This is a genomic window from Chimaeribacter sp. YP20170169, assembly GCF_056739715.1.
The window spans coordinates 1534852-1554302 of sequence record NZ_CP176824.1 but is presented as its reverse complement, the minus strand read 5'-3'; the positions used below and the strand labels follow the sequence as shown (position 1 = coordinate 1554302).

The window sequence follows — 19451 nt, the reverse complement described above, 5'->3', positions numbered from 1 at the left end:
AACTTGCCTCTTGGGTAACGATGGGACGGTGGGTGCCGGGCGCCGGCCGGGCTGGCGGCCCTTCACTGCTTTGCGAATAATCCGAATTCGCCAAGCAGTATACACACTGCCATCCGCTTGACCAGCCCCCCTCCCCTCACAATTATTGGCCGCTAACCCCCTGCCCTGTCAGCATAAATTGTCAGATAAAAAAAGGGCGCCCGCAGGCGCCCTTTGGCTTTTCCAACCCTTACTGGCTTTTGTAGCCATTCGGGTTTTTGCTCTGCCAGTTCCAGGTGTCACGCATCATGGCGTCGATGCCACGCGTCACTTCCCAGTCCAGATCCTGTTTTGCCAGACGGGCATCGGCCCAGAAGGCCGGCAGGTCGCCATCACGGCGCGGTTTGATGGTGTAAGGCACGTTGCGGCCAGAGGCTTTCTCAAACGCCTGCACCATCTCCAGTACCGAATAGCCAACGCCAGCGCCCAGGTTATAGGCCTTGTAACCCTGCATCTTGGCCAAATGATCCATCGCCTTCAGGTGCCCTTCGGCCAGATCCACCACGTGGATGTAGTCACGCACGCCAGTGCCATCCTTGGTGTCGTAGTCGCCGCCAAAGATGCCGAGCGACTCCAGCTTGCCGATCGCCACTTGGGCGATGTAGGGCAGCAGGTTGTTCGGGATACCATTCGGGTCTTCGCCAATCAGCCCCGACTCATGGGCGCCAACCGGGTTGAAGTAACGCAGGGCAATAACGCGCAGCTTCTCATCGGCTTTCGCGTAATCCTTCAGGATCTGCTCCACCATCAGTTTGGAGGTGCCATAGGGGCTGGTGGTGCCGCCGATGGGCGTGGTCTCCACGTAGGGAACCGGCGCGTCCGTACCGTAAACGGTGGCGGAGGAGCTGAAGATGAAGTTGTAGACGCCGGCGTTGCGCATCTCTTCCAGCAGCACCACGGTGCCGCTGACGTTGTTCTCATAGTACTCAAGCGGCTTGCGGGTTGACTCCCCCACCGCCTTCAGCCCGGCAAAGTGGATCACGGACTCAATCTGGTGCTCGGCAAAAATCGTTTGCAGGATTTGGCGATCCAGAATGTCGCCCTGATAGAAGGTGGCGGCCTTGCCGGCCAGCTGCGCCACACGGTTCAGCGATTCAGCGGAGGCGTTGGAGAGGTTATCCAGCACCACTACGTCGTCACCACGTGACAACAGGCTGAGTACGGTGTGGGAACCGATATAACCGGCGCCGCCGGTAACGAGAATGGACATAATCACTCCTGATTGGCCCATGGGCCTGACTGGCGAAAAGTTGGATAGGTAACGTGTTGCAAATTCACTCTTTTTTCATCATACCCCACGCTATCCCAGACGTGTAGCGCTATGGCGCGCTTAGCTGCCAAGTAACTGTTTCGCCCGCCGTTGGGCAAATTTATAGACACGCAGGGCAAACAGGCTACGACCCGCCAGCTTGACCTGAGGCGTGCTGTTGCGCGCCAGCAGCGCCGAGAAGCGCTGGTCGCTCTCCGGTGACAGCACCACCCCCTCCTCCTTGGTAATGCGATAGATGGCGATAATGTTGTTCAGGATACGATTGGCGAGGTTATCGATCACCCGGCTCTCTTGGGCATTGGCCTTCAGCCCCTCAAGGCTATGGATGCTCTCGATATAGCCAATCACATTCTTTTCGCTGCGGTTGCTCTGCATGATGGATCCCATGCGCACCCGGCGGCGGAACAGCACCTCCGTGGAGGAGATCACCTGCTGGGCGGCGAAGAACAGACGTGGCGTGAACTCCTCATCCTCATGAATGATGGGTTTGAACCAGAGGTCATGGTCAACGATCAGGCCACGGCGAAACACATACAGCCAGGCATTGGGGTAGAAGGTGTTATTCTCAGAGAGAATGTTGAAGGCGCTGATGCCATTCTCAAAGGTCTGGTTGAGCTGGCGATCGTACTGCGGCAGCATTTTGGCGGCCTCGGGATCCTCTGGCACCACATCCCAGAAGGAGGCGGCGGAGAAGCAGTAGATATCGAGCGCCGGATGCTGCTCCAGATAGTGGTAAAAGCTCTCCACCAGCGTGGGGACGGCCACATCATCCGAATCGAAATAGTAGATGTAGTCGCCGGTCACATGGCGGTTGCCTTCGTTGCGGGCCTCGCCAAGGCCCCGATTCTCTGTATGCACGATGCGTACAAAGGGAATATGCCCGTACAACTGCTCCAGCATCTCGCCGGAGCCATCGGTGGAGCCATCATCAACAATCACCACTTCAGACGGCAGCACCGTCTGATTGAGGATTGAATCGATTGCGGTCTCCAGGTAATTCTTGACGTTGTATACCGGGATAACGACTGACAATCTAGGCATATGATAATTACTCGAATGGAATTAGATCACAATTAGGGACTTTATTCGTCCACGACTCGTAATAACCAGAGTTTTTACCATATGAATTATCCAGCACTTTGGTTTTTACGCCTAACAGTGCGCATAAAATATGCCCATGCATACGCGAGGTGACCACCTCACCGTAGGACAAGAACAGATCATTCACGCGGTCAACCAGCTTGTCAGTATACTTATACCACAGGTTGATGGTCGGGAAGAGATGGCCCGGCACCTTATTATTGATTCTCTCCCCTCGGCACATAGCGCGGAAGAACAGACGATCGTTGTCAGTACAGATATCTTCCCAGTCAACATAGTCGCTCTGGTAGTTATTTTCGTATGGGGATTTGGTGTTCCCTTCGATATCTTTGCGGATCATCATCATCTGTTCACGCTTGATATCTTCTGGCTTCTGCTGTGGCCAGATGTTCCACATGGCGTGGGCCATATCCGGACACATGATCACTTTATCCGTAAAGTTCTCTTTAAACAGATTAAAGGAGTTAATATCACGGGCGAAGATAGTCAGGTTTTTATGCTGGCTGATGATCTCCGCAGATTTGCGCATATTCTCAAATGAGGTGAAGTGCGCGGTCTGCGGCAGCATCACCACTTTGTTGTTCGGGAAGCATCTTACCACGGTCTCACGCAGGATCTGATGGTGCAGGTAAAGGTCGCCGAAGTTGCCGCCGCCCTGCAAAACGATAATGGTATCCTTGTCGATTTTCCCGTGGTGTTTCTCCACAAATTCCCGGCTGCACTTGTCGGTATAACGCCCGACAACCTGATACTGGTTCTCTTTAAAGAATTGTTCCGTGCCTTTTAAAATAAGCAGATCGCCAACGTTCAGATGAAGCGGTACATCAAGAAAAAGAATCTTGCTGGATTTCGGCACCACATCAGTAATGACATTTAGATTGTTTTTTAGCACTTGCATATGATGCATACTATTTTACTCCTGTAGCAGATCTGGAAAATTTAGATTTTTTAAAAAGCTGCTGCTTTATTTCAAAAATGAGTTCGTTACGAGAGAAGCTCAACGTCACACCATAAACAATGACCCCAAAGGCAATCTTGCTGATCAACACAACAAAAACAGGGAAATTGGCAGGAATAATCAATCCAAGCGCATACACCCCTACAAGCATGGGTATGGTTAATTTAACCGGCAACCAAATGCTATTAACGTACTCTTTGTAGCTTTTACCCAACACCGGTTTAATCAGTACAAAGTAACTCAGCAGCGTATTGAGCGTCTGCACGCAGAGGAAGCCAATCGCCACACCTAAACCGCCACCCCATTTAGCACCGAAATAGAGCGCCGGGGTAAACAGAAAGATTTTGAACACATTGAAGTAGAAACTTAAGTTGATCCGCCCTTTCGCCATGAGCAACGAGCCAATCGGGTTACCAATGGAGCGGAGGATACCCACCACGCATAACACTTGCAGGATAGGGATAATGAAAATCCACTTCTCGCCAAAGGCAAACCGGACAAACTCATCGGAGACCATCGCCAGCCCCAGCAGCGCAGGGAAGTTCAGAATGCCCACCAGCGACAGCAACTTGTAGAAATTCAGCCGCAGCTTCTCTTGGTCATCCTGAATTTTGGCAAAGGCCGGGAAGAGTACGCGGGTAATGATTGGGTTTAGGCGGGTCGGTGGCATGACGGCCACGTTGTAGGCCAGGTTGTAGCCACCGGTCACTACTGCCCCCAGCGTACGTGCCAATACCGCGGTGGAGATATTGGTGTTGATGAAGTTCACCAGACTGTCTGCGGTCAGGAAGGCACCAAATTTGATGTTGTCCTTAACCGTAGGCAGGGAGAACTTAAAGCTTGGCCGGTAGATTTTACGTCCCAGGTAGGCAAAGGAGAACGTGCGTACGCTGGCATTGATCAGATAGCCGACCATCGCGGCCATGGCGAAGGGGTAGAAGTAGGCCACGGTCAGGGTACTGACAAAGCCGACCAGCGAACAGAAGGACTCCACCTTGCCAATGGTGTTGAACTCCAGCTCCTTCTGCATCAAGGCGCGGAACTGCTGCCCATGAGGGATCACCAGGAAGGCCAGCGCCAGCACCTTGACCAGCGTCTCCAGCCCCGGCGAGTGCAGTGCGTTGGCAATGGTGCCACTGAGGCTGAAGGTCAGCACGCTGACGGTGATGCCAATGCACACGTTCAACCAATAGAGCGTGGTCAGCTGTACTTCGGTGATGTCCTTCTTCTGGATGATGGAGTTGGAGATGCCGAAGTCTGAAATGGTATCAGCCAACGCAATCACTACCATCGCGATGGTCAACAGCCCGAACTCATGGCTGTCAATCATGCGCGCCAGCAGGGTCATCTGTAAAAAGCTCAGGCCAATGACGATAAATGTCGACATGGCGGACCATTTGGCCCCTTTCACGGTCTTCTCGCGTAAGCTCATAGTGTTGTTTCCGCTTGCCAAAAGGTCATAATGTTTCCATCCCTACATAGCGCCGGGGGCTCTCCCACCCGCCGACGCCGTGTTTGTTTGTTCGATCTGCAAGTCATTGCACGCAGGCGATCACTTCTCACCTCGCCAACCGGTTTTGCCATCCACATTGACATAGCGGAATGGCTGGCCGGGCTGGATCTCGCCCAATACACTGGTGGTGGTGCCTGCGGGGAAGGTCATCTTCTGCGGATGTGCCCAATTGTTTACCTTCTCCGCCCTGACGCCCTGCGTAATGAACTCTGCGTCGCCCTGATAGCCAAAGCTGGCGCAGTTGAGATCGTAAAGCTCCACGCCGCTGCCGGAGGCCAGGTTAACGGTGTTGATGTAGCCGCCATAGAATCTGGCCCGCGACCCTTCTGCCCCCTGCAACGCCTCAATGCGGCAGTCCCGGAACACCGTGACGGCAAATCCCGGTTTCGGCCTGCCAAGTGCCTTGATGGTGTTGATGTTGCAGCGGGACAGATGAATATCACCCTGATACTGCGCGGTGAAATTAATTAAACCGACATCAACTGAGCTCATCGTCACATTTTTTGCGTTAAAGCGTAATTCGAATTCCTCTGAAATTACGCAGTTACTGAACTGAATATCGGACGAGGCCACCACCCGGCGCGCCCGCAGATCGGAGATCGACAGTTTTTGCGCCGGATCGGAGAAGTACCAGGCGTCACAGGCCACGACATCAAAGGTGGAGAGGTGGCCAAAGTTGGTACAGATAATGCCGCCGCGCGCGTTCAGGGTATTGACCGCGCCATAGTCCACATTCAGGTTGATGGAGAGCTTCTGGCTGGTGACCGGCTGGCCGTCAGGCGCGGTCTTGGTAGTGGCGGCATCCATCACCGCGTGGTTGATGATCGAGTTGCCCAGCAGGATATAGACGTTGCGGTAGTTGAGGTTGGACGGCAGCTTGCTGTTGTCGTCATTGGTCAGGATATAGGTGCGCTCAGCGTGGATATTGTCAATCACGTCGCGCAGCACATCGATATGCAGCGAGTAGTGGTAGGCCTGCTCACTCTGGATGCTGACGATGTGCGAGGCGTTGTGGGTGTCACCGTTACTGCCCAGCTTGATCTGCGGGGTGACGATGTTGCCGCACAACTCCGCCGAGAGGCGCTGGGTGGTGGAATCCCACACCGAATCCTGGTAGATGCCGATGCCGTTGAAGTTCTCGGCGCGCACGTGGCCGATGTTCAGCCAGCTCCCCTTCATGTAGATACCGTTCAGCTTCTGGCTGCGGCTGGTGGCGCGGGCCATCAAAATCCCCTCCAGCGAGATGCTGCCGCAACGGCCACGGCCCGCCTTCTGGTTGGGCTTGCCGAGCTGGATGGCCCAGTCACCGCGGAACCGCTCGGCATCGACGATGAAGCGGCCGGTGCTGTCGCTGATGATCTTGGCGACGTCGGTCAGGTCGATGGTGCTGCTGATGCGCCACGGCCCGTTGTTGAAGTTGACCACCCCACCCCGGCAGGCCTTGATGTAGCGGCGCATATTCTCGGTGACATCCTCCTTGCCGCCGGGCATACAGCCAAAGTGGCTGGGCAGCAGCTGGTCGGTGATGCGCTTCCAGCGTTTGCCGCCCTGCGTGACAATCACGCTGCCGCCATCATCCACAGACTGGGTGTCGGCGGCGTCATACCAAAACTCGCCGCCGCCGATTGCGCCGTTGGCGATATCTGACCAGCCGGGATGGTAGCTGGCGACATCAATTTTCTGGCCGATGATGGTTGGCTCAATGGTGCGCAGCATCGTGATGTTGGAGCAGCGGCCAATCGCCTTCAGGCCATCGCTGGCGCGCATCAGGCGGCGCAGCTCCGGGCCGGTCATGTCATTGCCGGTCGGGGCCGGGAGGGCGGGCGCAGCCGGTGCCGCCTGGGATTTTTCAAGGCTGAGTAATGCGACCAGAGGTGTTCCCACCAGCACTTTGGTCAGTGCCGAGCGGCGGGAGGTATTAATGGTATTTTTGGTTTTGTCCGTCAAATTTTTAAGCAGTCGCATCAGAACCTCATGTCAGAAACCTGGAAACAGAGCGCAGAAAAAGACAGGCCCGCCGATTGCCACGGCAGCCCATGTAGCCTGTCATACGAAAAAGGAGATAAAGGGGCAAAGAACAGGCCGCCTGTGGGCGGCCTGTGGCATTGCGAAGATCAGGAGATCAGGCGTTGGCTTGCTGTTGGAACTCAGCCAACCACTGTTTGAACTCTGCGCCCTGCTTGTCATGGCGCAGGCCATAGGTAACGTAGGCCTGCATGTAACCCAGCTTTTCGCCGCAGTTAAAGGCAGTGCCCTTCAGTGCCAGCGCATTGACCGGGCTGTGGTTTTTCAGCGCGTCAATGGCGTCGGTCAGCTGGATACGGCCCCAGGCACCCGGCTCGGTCTTCTCCAGGTAGGGCCAGATGTCCGCCGAGAGCACGTAGCGCCCGACCGCCGCCAGGTTGGAGTCGAGGCCGTCGGTGTTCTCCGGCTTCTCCACCATCTTGGTGATGCGGCTAGACTCGCCCGGCTGCAGCGACGGGTTTTCGCAGCTGATAACCGAGTAGTTCGGCAGTTCGTCGGCGGACAGGGGCTGGACCAGCACCTGGCTTTCGCCGCTCTCTTCAAAACGGCGCACCATCTCCGCCAAGTTGTCGTGGCGGTAGTCGGCTTGCTGGTTGTCCACCAGCACATCCGGCAGCATCACCACGAACGGCGACCCGCCCACCAGCGGCTTGGCGCACAGTACCGCATGGCCGAGGCCGCGCGGCTGGCCCTGGCGGATGTGCATAATGGTCACACCCTGCGGGCAGATGGATTGTACCTCTTCCAGCAGGGAGCGCTTGACGCGCGCCTCCAGCATGGCTTCCAGCTCAAACGAAGTATCAAAGTGGTTCTCCACCGCATTCTTGGAGGAGTGGGTAACCAGAATGATGTCCTTGATGCCCGCCGCCACACACTCATTGATGATGTGCTGGATAATCGGCTTATCGACAATCGGCAGCATCTCTTTCGGGATCGCCTTGGTCGCGGGCAGCATACGCATACCCAGTCCCGCTACCGGGATCACCGCTTTCAACGTCGTCATAGAAGTCCTCACTCGCACTCGGTTTGAAGAGAATCAGGCTATCAGGCGTTAGCCAGCGTTTTCAGCCACTCAGCGAACTTTTTGCCTTCGGTGTCATGGCGCACGCCATAGGTGACAAAGGCTTTCATGTAGCCCAGCTTGTCGCCGCAGTCATGGGACTTGCCGCTCATGTGGAAGGCTTCCACCGGCTGCTGCTTCATCAGCAGGGCGATGGCGTCGGTCAGCTGGATCTCATCACCGGCACCCGGCGGGGTCTTCTCCAGGATCGGCCAGATATCTTTCGACAGCACATAGCGGCCCACGACTGCCAGGTTGGACGGGGCGTCTTCTTGCGCCGGTTTCTCAACCACGGCGGTCATCACGGTGCTTTCGCCCGGCGCGATGTCCACGCCATTGCAGTCCGCCACGCCATACTTGGAGACATCTTTCTCCGGCACCGGCTCCACCATGATTTGGCTGTGGCCGGTCTCTTCAAAACGCTTAACCATTGCCGCCAGGTTTTCGCGGCGCAGGTCGGCGGTGGAGTCATCCAGCAGCACGTCCGGCAGCAGCACGATGAACGGCGAGTCGCCGACCATCGGCTGGGCGCACAGCACCGCGTGGCCCAAGCCCTTGGCCTGACCCTGACGCACCTGCATGATGGTGACGTCCGGCGGGCAGATGCCCTGCACTTCCTTCAGCAGCTGGCGCTTCACGCGGGACTCCAGCACGGCTTCCAGTTCGAAAGAGGTGTCGAAGTGGTTCTCAATGGCATTTTTGGAGGAGTGGCTCACCAGCACGATCTCCTTGATCCCTGCGGCGACGCACTCATTCACGATATATTGGATCAGGGGCTTGTCGACCACCGGCAGCATCTCTTTTGGGATCGCCTTGGTGGCAGGCAACATACGTGTCCCTAGCCCAGCTACAGGTATTACCGCTTTCAAACTCGCCATAGGTTTTTCTTCCCTTTCGTATAGGTATTCACTGTTGGTTATATGTTGACGATCATTAAGAGTAGTTGATTTCTTAATATGCACCATCGCGCTTAAGCACCACATTTACCGTCTTGAACAGAATGGCAATATCGTTCCACAGGGACCAGTTCTTCACGTACCACGCATCAAAATAGACGCGGGTGTCATAATCGACATCGTTACGGCCGCTGACCTGCCACAGGCCGGTCATGCCCGGTTTCGCCATCAGGTAGTAGTCCACCTCACCGGCGTAGCGCTCCAGCTCTTTCTCGATAATCGGGCGCGGGCCGACCAGACTCATCTCGCCACGGAACACGTTCCACAGCTGCGGCAGCTCATCCAGGCTGGTACGGCGGATGAATTTGCCCACCTTGGTGATGCGCGGGTCGTTCTTCAGCTTGAAGTCCTTGTCCCACTCGGCACGCGCTTCAGCATCGGTCTCCAGCAGGTGCTGCAATACCTCTTGCGAATTGGTGACCATCGAGCGGAACTTCAGGCACTTGAACTTCTTGCCGTCGAGGCCGACGCGCTCATGGCCGTAGATCGACGGGCCGCCATCTTTCGACACCAGGTACATCAGGATGAACAGCACCGGCGCCAGCAACAGCATAATCACCAGCGAGCCGAAGATGTCGAAGGCACGCTTGATCATACGTGAGGTGCGCTTCGCCAAATTGTTGCTGACCCGCAAAATCATCACCTCATGGCTGAAGATAAATGACATGTCGGTGCCATAGAGCGGTACGCCACGCAGCGTCGGGATCACGGAGACCGAACGGCAGTGATGTTTCGCCAGGTTCTTCAGCCAGTAGTCGCGCAGCGAATGCTCCTCGAACTCCACCGCCACGATGAACTGGGTATCCTCGGTGTTGGTCAGATTCCACAGCGCCCGCTCATCCTGGATCACCGGCTTGCCAAACAACTCCGTCTCATCGCACGGGGTCACGGCATAGAAGGCCACCACGTCAAAGCCCAGCACCTCTTCGCTCTGCAGGGCCACAAAGGCCTCGCGGGCGTTTTTCTGGTTGCCGATAATCACCGTCTGCTTGCGCCAGTAACCCATCTTGTTCAGCAGGCGCTTCACGATGGAGCGCGCCAGCGGCACGGTGATCAGGATAGTGACCCAAGTCAGCAGCCAGAAGTAACGGGACAATTCCCATTTTGAGAAACCGGCCGTCGCCAGCGCAATGATGGCGAAAATCAGCAGCGTGCGCAGTGTCTCTTTCAGTTCAAACCAAAATGGCTTGCGGTATGTGTAGTGGCGCAAACGCACCCAGAACCAAACAACGGCCAGCAGGGAGAGCAGCAGATGCGCAAAGTAGAATGACGTCATTTCATGGCGCGGAATGTACTGGTAAACGTCATCCGTCATGTGACGCAGTACCGCAATGGAGAAGTAGAGCGATAGGTTGAAGAACAGAAAGTCGGATATTGCCAGTGACAGCTTAACGAAAAAGCCACTCAAATTAACATTATAAACGCGCATAATTGACTCTTCTTATATATTCATACTTGCCTGGGCGGGTATGGCCGGGCGGCAGCGATACCGTCCGGCCACGCCAAGTAAATCAATCCCGTAACAGTGTTAAAATCTCTTCGGTTTTGGCGTTCATCAGCGCGGTATTCTGGCGAGACTCGACGTTCAGGCGAACCACCGGCTCGGTGTTGGAGCTACGCAGGTTGAAGCGCCACTCGGCGAACTCCAGGCTGATGCCATCGGTCTGGTCGATGTTCAGCGCTTCAGGCGCGAAGTGATCGTAGACGCGGGCAATCGCCTCTTTCGGGTTGGCAATCACGCTGTTGATCTCGCCGGAGGCCGGGTAGGCTTCCATGCGGTCAGAGACCAGCTCGCCCAGGGATTTGTTCTTCAGGCAGAGCAGCTCGGCCACCAGCAACCATGGGATCATGCCGCTGTCGCAGTAGGCGAAGTCACGGAAGTAGTGGTGTGCGCTCATCTCGCCGCCGTAGATAGCATCCTCTTTGCGCATGCGCTCCTTGATGAAGGCATGGCCAGTCTTGGACATCACCGGCTCGCCACCCGCCTGGGTCACGATGTCGATGGTGTTCCAGCTCAGACGCGGGTCATGGATGATCTTGGCGCCCGGCTGCTTCTCGAGGAACGCCTGTGCCAGCAGGCCAACAATGTAGTAGCCCTCAATGAAACGGCCCTTCTCGTCGAACAGGAAGCAGCGGTCAAAGTCACCGTCAAAGGCGATGCCCATGTCGGCGTTGTGCTCCAGCACCGCGGCGGTGGTGTCGGCGCGGCACTCTGGCAGCAGCGGGTTAGGGATACCGTTCGGGAAGTTGCCGTCCGGCTGGTGGTGCACCTTGATGAACTCCACCGGCACGCCCTGCGCCTTGAAGCGCGCCTCGATGGCGTCCACCACGTGGCCAGCCGCGCCGTTGCCGGAGTTCAGCACCAGCTTCAGCGGGGTGGTGAAGTTTTTCAGGTTCACGTAGCCCAGCAGGTGGTCGGTGTACTCCTCCAGCAGGGAGATCTGCTTGTAGCTGCCGCGCTTGGCCGGATCGACTGGCGCGAAATCATTGGCTTCCGCCAGACGCTGCACGTCGCGCAGGCCGGTGTCGCCGCTGATCGGTTTGGCGTTCTCACGCACCAGCTTCATGCCGTTGTAGTTCATCGGGTTGTGGCTGGCGGTGACTTCAATGCCGCCATCAATACCGAGGTGGAAGGTGGCGAAGTAGATCTCTTCAGTGCCGCTCAGGCCGATATCGATCACATGGGTGCCAGCATCCTGCAGCCCCTTGGCCAACGCCAGTTTCAGCCCTTCGCTGGTCAGGCGCACGTCGCCGCCGACCACGATGGTTTCCGGCTTCAGGTACTCCCCATAGGCACGCCCGATGCGATAAGCAATATCCTCGTTGAGTTCTTCACCCAACTGGCCGCGAATATCGTAGGCTTTAAAGCATGACAATGAAGTAGGCATAGACATTTCCTTGAGCATAATATCCCACACCGACGTGCCGGCAGGCGGCACGCCCTGGTGAATAGTAAAAGTATTTAAACGTTACACGCGGCCGTAGTTATCCTGGAAACGGACGATATCATCCTCTTCCAGGTAAGAACCGGAGCGAACTTCAATTAAATCCAGCGCAATCTTGCCGGGGTTTTCCAGCGAGTGGGTCTCACCCAGCGGAATGTAGATGGATTCGTTTTCCGTCAGGATGAACTGCTCTTCGCCCTTGGTGACCTTGGCGGTGCCGGCCACAATGACCCAGTGCTCGGCGCGGTGGTGGTGCATCTGCAGCGACAGCTTCTCGCCCGGCTTCACGGTGATGCGTTTCACCTGATAGCGCGCGCCAGCGTCGATGGAGTCATACTTGCCCCACGGGCGGTAGACTTCACGGTGGATATGGTGCTCCTGGCGGCCGGAAGATTTGATCTTCTCGACGATCTTCTTCACATCCTGCACCTGATTGACGTCCGCGATCAGCACCGCGTCCTTGGTCTGCACTACCACCAAGTTCTGCACGCCAACGGTGGTCACCAGGCTCGACTCCGCGAACACATAGTTGTCCTGTGAGTTGTGGCTGATGACATCGCCCTGATGCACGTTGCCAAGCTCATCCTTGTCACTGATCTCCCACAGGGAGGACCAGGAGCCGACGTCGCTCCAGCCAGCGTCCATCGGTACCACGATGGCGTCCTGGGTCTTCTCCATCACCGCATAGTCGATGGACTCATCCGGGCAGCGCAGGAAGGCGTCCACATCCACGCGCACAAAGTCCAGGTCCGGGTCGATGGTGCCAACCGCCTCGGCACAGGCACCGCCGATGTCGGCGCGGAACTTGTTCAGCTCCTCCAGATAGCGGCTGGCGCGGAACAGGAACATGCCGCTGTTCCAGTAGTAGTGGCCGCTCTCCAGATAGCTCTGGGCAGTCGCCAGATCCGGCTTCTCGCGGAACTCCGCGACGCGGAACGCTACCTCATCCGGCGCGTTGACCGGGTTGTCGAGGGCAACGGTCTCGCCGCGCTTGATGTAGCCATAACCCGTCTCCGGGCCGGTCGGCACGATGCCGAAGGTCACCAGCTTGCCCTCTTGGGCGTAGGGGATGGCGTCGGTCACGGCGCGCTGGAAGGCGGCCACGTCCTTGATCACGTGGTCAGCGGCCAGCACCAGCATCAGCGGGTCTTCATCCGTACCCTCGGCCTGATCCACGGTCAGGGCCGCCAGCGCGATGGCCGGGGCGGTGTTGCGGCCTGCCGGCTCCAGAATGATGTTTTTGGTCAGCTTGCCCATTTCGCGCAGCTGCTCGGCCACGATAAAGCGGTGTACTTCATTGCAGATCACCACCGGATTCTGGCAGCTCAGGCCATCCAGACGCTTCAGGGTGGACTGCAACATGGTTTCGTTGCCGTTCAGGTTCAGGAACTGCTTCGGGTACAGGATACGGGATAAGGGCCACAAACGGCTGCCGGAGCCGCCTGCCATGATCACCGGGTAGAGTTTGGTCGAGTTCATGTGTTTCCCCTTACGCCTAGTAAATAATCTTTTTGGATTCGTTGAACACTTGCCATTTGGCATCCACGTACTGCTGCATCTCTTCGCGGAACCGCGCCTCCGAGAACTTGGTGGCGTTGAAGCGGCAATCCTGCGCCAGGATGTCATCGCGGTTCTGCTCGAAGCGGTTAACGGCAGCCACCAGACTCGGCACGGTCTGCTCGTCGAAGAACAGGCCGGTCGGGCGCGCCACGCCGAGCGGGCGCACGGTCTCCAGCGCCCCACCCTTGCCGAAGGCGATGACCGGCGTACCGCAGGCCTGCGCCTCCACCGGGGAGATGCCGAAGTCCTCTTCTGCGGCGAACACGAAGGCTTTCGCGCGGCGCATGTAGTCCTGCAGGGTGGCGTCATCCTGGAAGCCCAGGATCTCGATGTTCGGTTTCGCCAGGCGTTTCACCTTCTCCATCTCGCTGCCGTCACCGATCACCACCAGTTTCTTGTCTGGCATGTTGGCGAAGGCTTCCACAATCAGGTCCATCCGCTTGTAGGGCACCATGCGGGAGGCGGTGAAGTAGAACTCCTCTTTGTTCTCGTTGAGCGAGAAGCGGTCAACGTTAACCGGCGGATAGATCACATCCGCCTTGCGGCCATAGACCTTATGGATGCGACGGGCAATGAATTGCGAGTTGCCGATAAAGTGGTCTACGCCCTTGGCGGTGCGGTAGTCCCACAGGCGCATCTTGTGCAGCAGATACTTGGCCAGCGAGCCTTTCATGCCCTTGTCCAAACCGGCGCCGCGCAGGTACTGGTGTTGCAAGTCCCAGGCGTAGCGGATCGGCGAGTGCACATAGCTGATGTGCAGCTGGTCCGGGCCGGTCAGCACCCCTTTTGCCACCGCGTGGGAGCTGGAGATCACCACGTCATGGCCGGAGACATCCAGTTGCTCAATCGCCAGCGGCAGCAGCGGCAGGTAGTTCTGGTACTTCTTCTTCACCCGCGGCAGGTTCTGCGCGAAGGTGGTGGTGGCACGCTTGTTGCCGATCTTCTGGCGATCCTGGTCAGAGAGGAAGTCGATCACCGAGTAGAGATCGGCCTCCGGGTAGACTTTTACCAGCTCGCTCAGCACCTTCTCAGCGCCGGCGTAGGTGACCAGCCAGTCGGTCACAAAACCCACGCTATAGTTATTTTCCATGGTGTTCCTCAGCAATCACTTCATTCAGGGCGTTCCGCACCTTCTCTGCGGTCTTGGCCCAGGAGAACTTCTTCGCCTGAATGAATCCTTTCGCAATCAATTTTTCCCGCAGCGCCTCATTGAAGTAGAGCTGGTTGATGGCGGTGGCGATGTCGTCCACATCCAGCGGATTCACCAGAATCGCCGCGTCGCCGGCCACTTCCGGCAATGACGTGGTATTGGAGGTAATCACTGGCGTTCCACAGGCCATGGCCTCGATCACCGGCAAACCAAAACCTTCATACAGCGAGGCGAATAACAGCCCGCTGGCGCTCTTATACAATGAGGGCAGATCTTCTAAGGCCACAAAATGGGTAAAGTGCACCCGATCCGCGACCTGCAATTTTTCCATTAATGTGGTCAGTTCTTCGCTTGGCTTACCTGTAAATACCAGCTTCACATCCGGTGGCAAATTCGCCTTGGCGAAAGCCTCCAGGGTGCGCAGCTCATTCTTGTGAGCCTTGCGATTACTGACACACAAGAAATATTTGAAGTCCACATTATAAGGCTTTACGTGAACATTAAAACTTTCTGAGACGCCATTACCGACATTAACGACCTTATTAGGATTAATACCAGACCACTCAACAATGCGTCGCTTGGAAAATTCTGAAACGGTCAGAATTTTCTTGGCTTTTCGGCAGCCATTCCGGATCACCACGTCATAAAACAAACGTTTGAACTTGCTGGAGTTTTCTGGACGATCCAAATGGTTCAAATCGTGTACGGTAAACACGTAAGGTATTTTCGAAAACAGCGGCGGGATATATCCCGGAAAAAAGATCACATCGCCGCGTTTCGACAGGCTCGCCATGGCAGTTTTAATCGTGTCGCCAGGTGAAACCGGCTTACCGGTGAAATTTGCATCTTCGTACTTATTTATTCGGTTGATCTCGTTCGCGAAAGTACCAATGCCGCCGGAACCGTCCCATCGGTTGTCGTAAATAATCCTACTCATCAGTCATCTCTCTACGATAGACACAATAAAACCCGAGGTATAACCACGGATACACCATATACAACTGCGCACCCAACAAGAATGGCAATACGAAAAGGATGAAAAAGACCATGCCCATTTCGTTAAATCGGAAATAACGGATGGTGGCAATTAAAAACAGGATTACACCTATTGCGCCATTTTCAATTAATAGGTTGAAGAACCCACCCAGACCGGTTAAATCCCAGCCCGGTACAATCGGGAAGGGGCCACGGTATTCTGAGTTGTTGCGCACCAGTGAGTAGGTGCCCAGCCCTACCCCGATAAAGGGGTTGTCGGCAATGATGCGTGGGCCGATAAAGGTGGCGGCGATGCGCCCCATCACCAGCGACGGGTCATTGCCGCGCTGCTCCAGCACCTGATGCAGGTTGCTCAGGTCATCCACATAGTTCTCGGCCACCTTGTACATCACGCCGCCGCCGAGCAGCACGCCCACCAGCACCAGGGTAGAGAAGCGGAATACCCTTTTGGGCGTCAGGAAGCTGCGCAGGAACGGGTAACGGAATGCCAGTGCCAAGAAGGCAAACACCGCCGCACCCACGATGCCGGCCTTCGACTGCGAGGCCAGCAGCGCCACGCCGAACAGCGCCAGCATCAGTTTGCGCTTGAAGAACATCAGCTCCAGCAGCAGCAAGGTACTGATGTAGAGGCCGTAGGGGCCGCCCTCCACGTAGAAGCCACGCAGGCGGTGGGTGGAGCCGTAGGAGACCAGACGCGTGCCGATGGCGATATCCACCATAAACAGCGCAAAGATCCCCAGACAGATAATGGCGTTGTATTTCAGGAACTTGTTGACGATGTCGTGGAAGCTCAACCCATTGTTGCGGTAGAAGTTGAACGGCAGGCAGGCGACCACCAGACAGAGCACCAGCTCCACAAAGCGCACCAGCGAGATCACATATTTGCTCTTCAGCCCACCGTAGTTGGAGAAGTAGACGTCGCCCATCGCGCCCTTCAGCAGCGACAGCAGCATCAGCACCACAAACACCACCAAGAAAATCAGCAGCTTGGTCTCAATGCGGCGGACAAAGAACGGGAACAGCGACAGTGCCATCAACTCCCACACCTTGACCGGCCCGAGCGCGACGTCCGTCAGCTGGCAGGCGACCGCGGTCAGGAAGATCAGGATGCTCGACATTGACAGGCCGCGGCTGTTATCCAGGCTGATGGCCCGGGAGCTACTCATCATCATAAGCGTTCTTCTTTTATTGGAGTATTAAGTGGCGTCGCGCCAGCGGCCGGGCGGCTGGCCGGGCGGGCCTCCGCCTGCGTGGCGCTGATGCCGTGCTGCTCGCGCAGGTAGTCGGCAATCTTGCCGGCGAGCGCGGCCGGCTCATCCAGTGGGCCATCGACGTCATAGATGGCGCGCGCGTCCAGATAGTCCTTCATGCCGTCACGGCGTGAGGCGATGATCGGGATATGGCGCTTTTGCGCCTCCAGCATCACCAGCGGCACGCCCTCATATTTCGAGGGGATAACGATGAAATCGACGTCGTAGGCGTATTCCCAGATGGGGTTGACCCAGCCGAGGAAGGTGACCTTGATCGAGGCTGGCAGCGTGGCCGCCTGCGCCTTGAGCGCCGCCAGATCCGGGCCATCCCCCGCCACCACCACCTCAATGGCGATCGGCAGGCCGGCCAGACGCTTCAGCGCCTCCATCAGCACATCCTGCCCCTTCTGGCGGAAGCTGACGCGGCCCGGCATCAGGATGCGCAGCGTGTCGGCGCGCGGCGTGAAGTGGTAACCCACCCCACGGATCTCGGCCACCGGCGGCGGCGCGACGAAGTTCGGCAGCACCCGCACGCGCGCCTTGGGGTTCCAGCGGCGCAGGTCGTCAGCGAAGCACTCAGAGATGGTGATGTAGCGGGTGCAGCGGCGGTAGGCCACCGCGCCCAGCGCGTCCTTGATGCCCGCCAGTTTGGCGTGCATCTTGCGGAAACTGTGTGCATAGGGGATATAGGAGATCACATCCAGCTTCTGCTGCGCCGCCATGTTGACGAACACCGAGCCAAGTTCGATGTCGCCCTGGATCAGTACGATGTCATCAAAGCGCGCCGCCAGATCCTTCAGCAGGCGCGCCGCACGGGCGCGCAGCGCCAGGTTGAAGAAGGCGTGCAGGATCTCCAGCTTCTGGTGGCGCACATCATGCGGCTGCCAGGCGATGCCCGCCTGATCGAGGGTCGCCATCAGCTTCTGGTTGTCATCCGGCACCATGCAGCACAGCTGCAGCCCCTTGCGCTGAAGTTTTTTAATATGCTCGACAGCCATAAGTTCATGGCCACCCACGATGGCGGCAGTGAAGACTATCGCAATGTGTCGATCTTTAAGCATAGGCATAGGGCATACGGCTCTGTGAGTTGTCGGAAAAGGGAATCAGTGGTGGATCTGGCGCTGGCTGACCACTTTTGCCGGCACGCCGGCCACGATGCTGTAGTCAGGCACGCTCTTGGTCACGATGGCACCTGAGGCGATCACGCAGCCATTGCCCACCTGGACGCCCGGCAGGATCACGGCGCCAGCGCCGATCCAGACGTCATCACCAATGGTGACGGAGGTTTTCACGTTGTCCCACAAGGCATCTTTCATGAATTCCGTGGTATTGATTTCATGGTTACTGGCGATCATGCTCACATATTGGGAAATAATGCATTTCTTGCCGATAACTATTTCCCCGCCTGATGCCCGGATGTTGTTATATTCATTAATGGCAGTGTCCGCGCCAATCTCAATACGGCTCTGGACACCCGGCTTGGCCATTTCATCGGAACAGGTAATGACGCTCCCTTTCCCGATGGAGACGCCGGGATGGAGGATCACCTCATTTTTATCCTGCTTGAACACCGAGGCGGTTTTATCAATACGCACCCGGTTGGCGCGCATTTTTGCCCGGAATCCCACATGGGAGAGATAATTCAGTGCATCCTTCACCATCAGAAGGACGAAATAGATCGCACGGCTCATTATTATTCCTTGCTCAAGCGCGTTTGGGTTACATCAATATTTTGCGTGCCTGGTACTTAATCACGTTGACCACGTTACCGGGGTAGCACACCTGCACCATGTCCTGGATGGAGAGCTTCTCGTCGCGCGCCATCTTGTAGTTGAACAGCAGGTTCTTGCGGTGCGCCGGTTTCAGCAATTTGCGGTGCTTGGTCACGAACTGGTTGTAGCCAATCTCCAGCTTGTTGCTCTTGGTGATGCGGCCAAACTCATGCTCCAGGTGCTGGATGTAGGTCGCCTCGCCGATGTTATAGCCCTCGCCGTAGCGGGCGCTCAGGCGAACCCAGGTGTCATAGTCCTGCCAGGCCTTGAAGCTCTCATCGAAACCGCCAATCGCACGCAGGTAGTCGGTCTTGGTAAAGATCTGGCTGCCGACAATGTTCTGATAGAGCAGCGCGTCAAGCTGGATATGGGTGACCTTATTAAAGCCCACCTTCTGGTGCTTGCCGAAATTAAAGATGATGCCTGAACTCAAATAAGGGTATTTGTGGCGGTTGAAGAATTTAACGAATTTCTCAATGCGCTCTGGCAAGAATTCATCATCATCATCCAGCCCGGTAATATATTCACCGGTGGCCGCGTTAATGCCCAAATTACGTGCCGCACAGGCACCTTTTGGCGTCTCATTTTTTAGATAACGGATATTGTCATGCTTTTGCTGATAACGCTCGACCAGTTGCTGGGTATCATCTGATGAGCCATCATCGCATACCAATATTTCAATATTTTTATAGGTCTGGTTAATAACCGATTTAATTGCCCGCTCTAACAGTGACGACCGGTTATGGGTCGGAATATACACCGATACGCGTTTTTCGTTCATAGTTTCACTCTCTGCGGTTAGTGAGTCCGGATATTGACTGACCAGTAAATTGCCTGACTGCCTTCCGGCGGCGGC

The 19451-nt window shown here is 56.5% G+C and carries 16 protein-coding genes; all 16 read right to left on the bottom strand.

Features of this window, described 5'->3' with window-relative positions; all coding sequences use genetic code 11:
• Positions 1–229: 229 nt before the first annotated feature.
• A complete protein-coding gene (gene galE, locus ACK3SD_RS06840) occupies positions 230–1249 on the bottom strand; it encodes a UDP-glucose 4-epimerase GalE (RefSeq protein ID WP_137762846.1) in 1020 nt (339 codons plus the stop codon).
• A gap of 120 nt (positions 1250–1369) precedes the next feature.
• On the bottom strand, positions 1370–2350 hold the full coding sequence (locus ACK3SD_RS06835) for a glycosyltransferase family 2 protein (RefSeq protein ID WP_481127220.1): 981 nt from the start codon (positions 2348–2350) through the stop codon (positions 1370–1372).
• A 7-nt stretch (positions 2351–2357) separates the two neighbouring features.
• Complete coding sequence (locus ACK3SD_RS06830; protein WP_481127219.1) at positions 2358–3317, bottom strand: polysaccharide pyruvyl transferase family protein; 960 nt, start codon at positions 3315–3317, stop codon at positions 2358–2360.
• Between the two features lies 1 nt (position 3318).
• Positions 3319–4800, bottom strand: a complete 1482-nt coding sequence (locus ACK3SD_RS06825; protein WP_481127218.1) for an MOP flippase family protein — start codon at positions 4798–4800, stop codon at positions 3319–3321.
• A 120-nt stretch (positions 4801–4920) separates the two neighbouring features.
• The gene (locus ACK3SD_RS06820; RefSeq protein ID WP_481127217.1) at positions 4921–6846 is read right to left on the bottom strand and encodes a hypothetical protein; all 1926 of its coding nucleotides are present in this window, start codon (positions 6844–6846) and stop codon (positions 4921–4923) included.
• Between the two features lie 157 nt (positions 6847–7003).
• Complete coding sequence (gene galU, locus ACK3SD_RS06815) at positions 7004–7909, bottom strand: UTP--glucose-1-phosphate uridylyltransferase GalU (protein ID WP_481127216.1); 906 nt, start codon at positions 7907–7909, stop codon at positions 7004–7006.
• 41 nt (positions 7910–7950) lie between these two features.
• Positions 7951–8844, bottom strand: coding sequence for a UTP--glucose-1-phosphate uridylyltransferase GalU (gene galU / locus ACK3SD_RS06810; RefSeq protein ID WP_481127215.1), 894 nt, complete (start codon positions 8842–8844; stop codon positions 7951–7953).
• 73 nt (positions 8845–8917) lie between these two features.
• A complete protein-coding gene (gene wbaP / locus ACK3SD_RS06805; protein WP_481127214.1) occupies positions 8918–10351 on the bottom strand; it encodes an undecaprenyl-phosphate galactose phosphotransferase WbaP in 1434 nt (477 codons plus the stop codon).
• 82 nt (positions 10352–10433) lie between these two features.
• Positions 10434–11810 (bottom strand): phosphomannomutase CpsG, encoded by a 1377-nt coding sequence (gene cpsG, locus ACK3SD_RS06800; RefSeq protein WP_481127213.1) that lies wholly within the window; start codon positions 11808–11810, stop codon positions 10434–10436.
• A gap of 81 nt (positions 11811–11891) precedes the next feature.
• Positions 11892–13346 (bottom strand): mannose-1-phosphate guanyltransferase, encoded by a 1455-nt coding sequence (cpsB, locus tag ACK3SD_RS06795; protein ID WP_481127212.1) that lies wholly within the window; start codon positions 13344–13346, stop codon positions 11892–11894.
• A gap of 16 nt (positions 13347–13362) precedes the next feature.
• Positions 13363–14517 (bottom strand): glycosyltransferase family 4 protein, encoded by a 1155-nt coding sequence (locus ACK3SD_RS06790; RefSeq protein WP_137762838.1) that lies wholly within the window; start codon positions 14515–14517, stop codon positions 13363–13365.
• Positions 14507–15514, bottom strand: coding sequence for a glycosyltransferase family 4 protein (locus ACK3SD_RS06785; protein WP_137762837.1), 1008 nt, complete (start codon positions 15512–15514; stop codon positions 14507–14509). Before ACK3SD_RS06785 ends, ACK3SD_RS06790 begins: the two co-directional genes overlap by 11 nt.
• On the bottom strand, positions 15507–16742 hold the full coding sequence (locus ACK3SD_RS06780) for an O-antigen ligase family protein (protein WP_481127211.1): 1236 nt from the start codon (positions 16740–16742) through the stop codon (positions 15507–15509). Before ACK3SD_RS06780 ends, ACK3SD_RS06785 begins: the two co-directional genes overlap by 8 nt.
• Positions 16742–17821: a glycosyltransferase gene (locus ACK3SD_RS06775; RefSeq protein ID WP_481127210.1), complete on the bottom strand. Its 1080-nt coding sequence runs from the start codon at positions 17819–17821 to the stop codon at positions 16742–16744. Before ACK3SD_RS06775 ends, ACK3SD_RS06780 begins: the two co-directional genes overlap by 1 nt.
• 105 nt (positions 17822–17926) lie before the next feature.
• A complete protein-coding gene (locus ACK3SD_RS06770) occupies positions 17927–18514 on the bottom strand; it encodes an acyltransferase (RefSeq protein ID WP_240775738.1) in 588 nt (195 codons plus the stop codon).
• Between the two features lie 28 nt (positions 18515–18542).
• Positions 18543–19376, bottom strand: coding sequence for a glycosyltransferase (locus tag ACK3SD_RS06765; protein WP_137762835.1), 834 nt, complete (start codon positions 19374–19376; stop codon positions 18543–18545).
• Positions 19377–19451 lie beyond the last annotated feature (75 nt).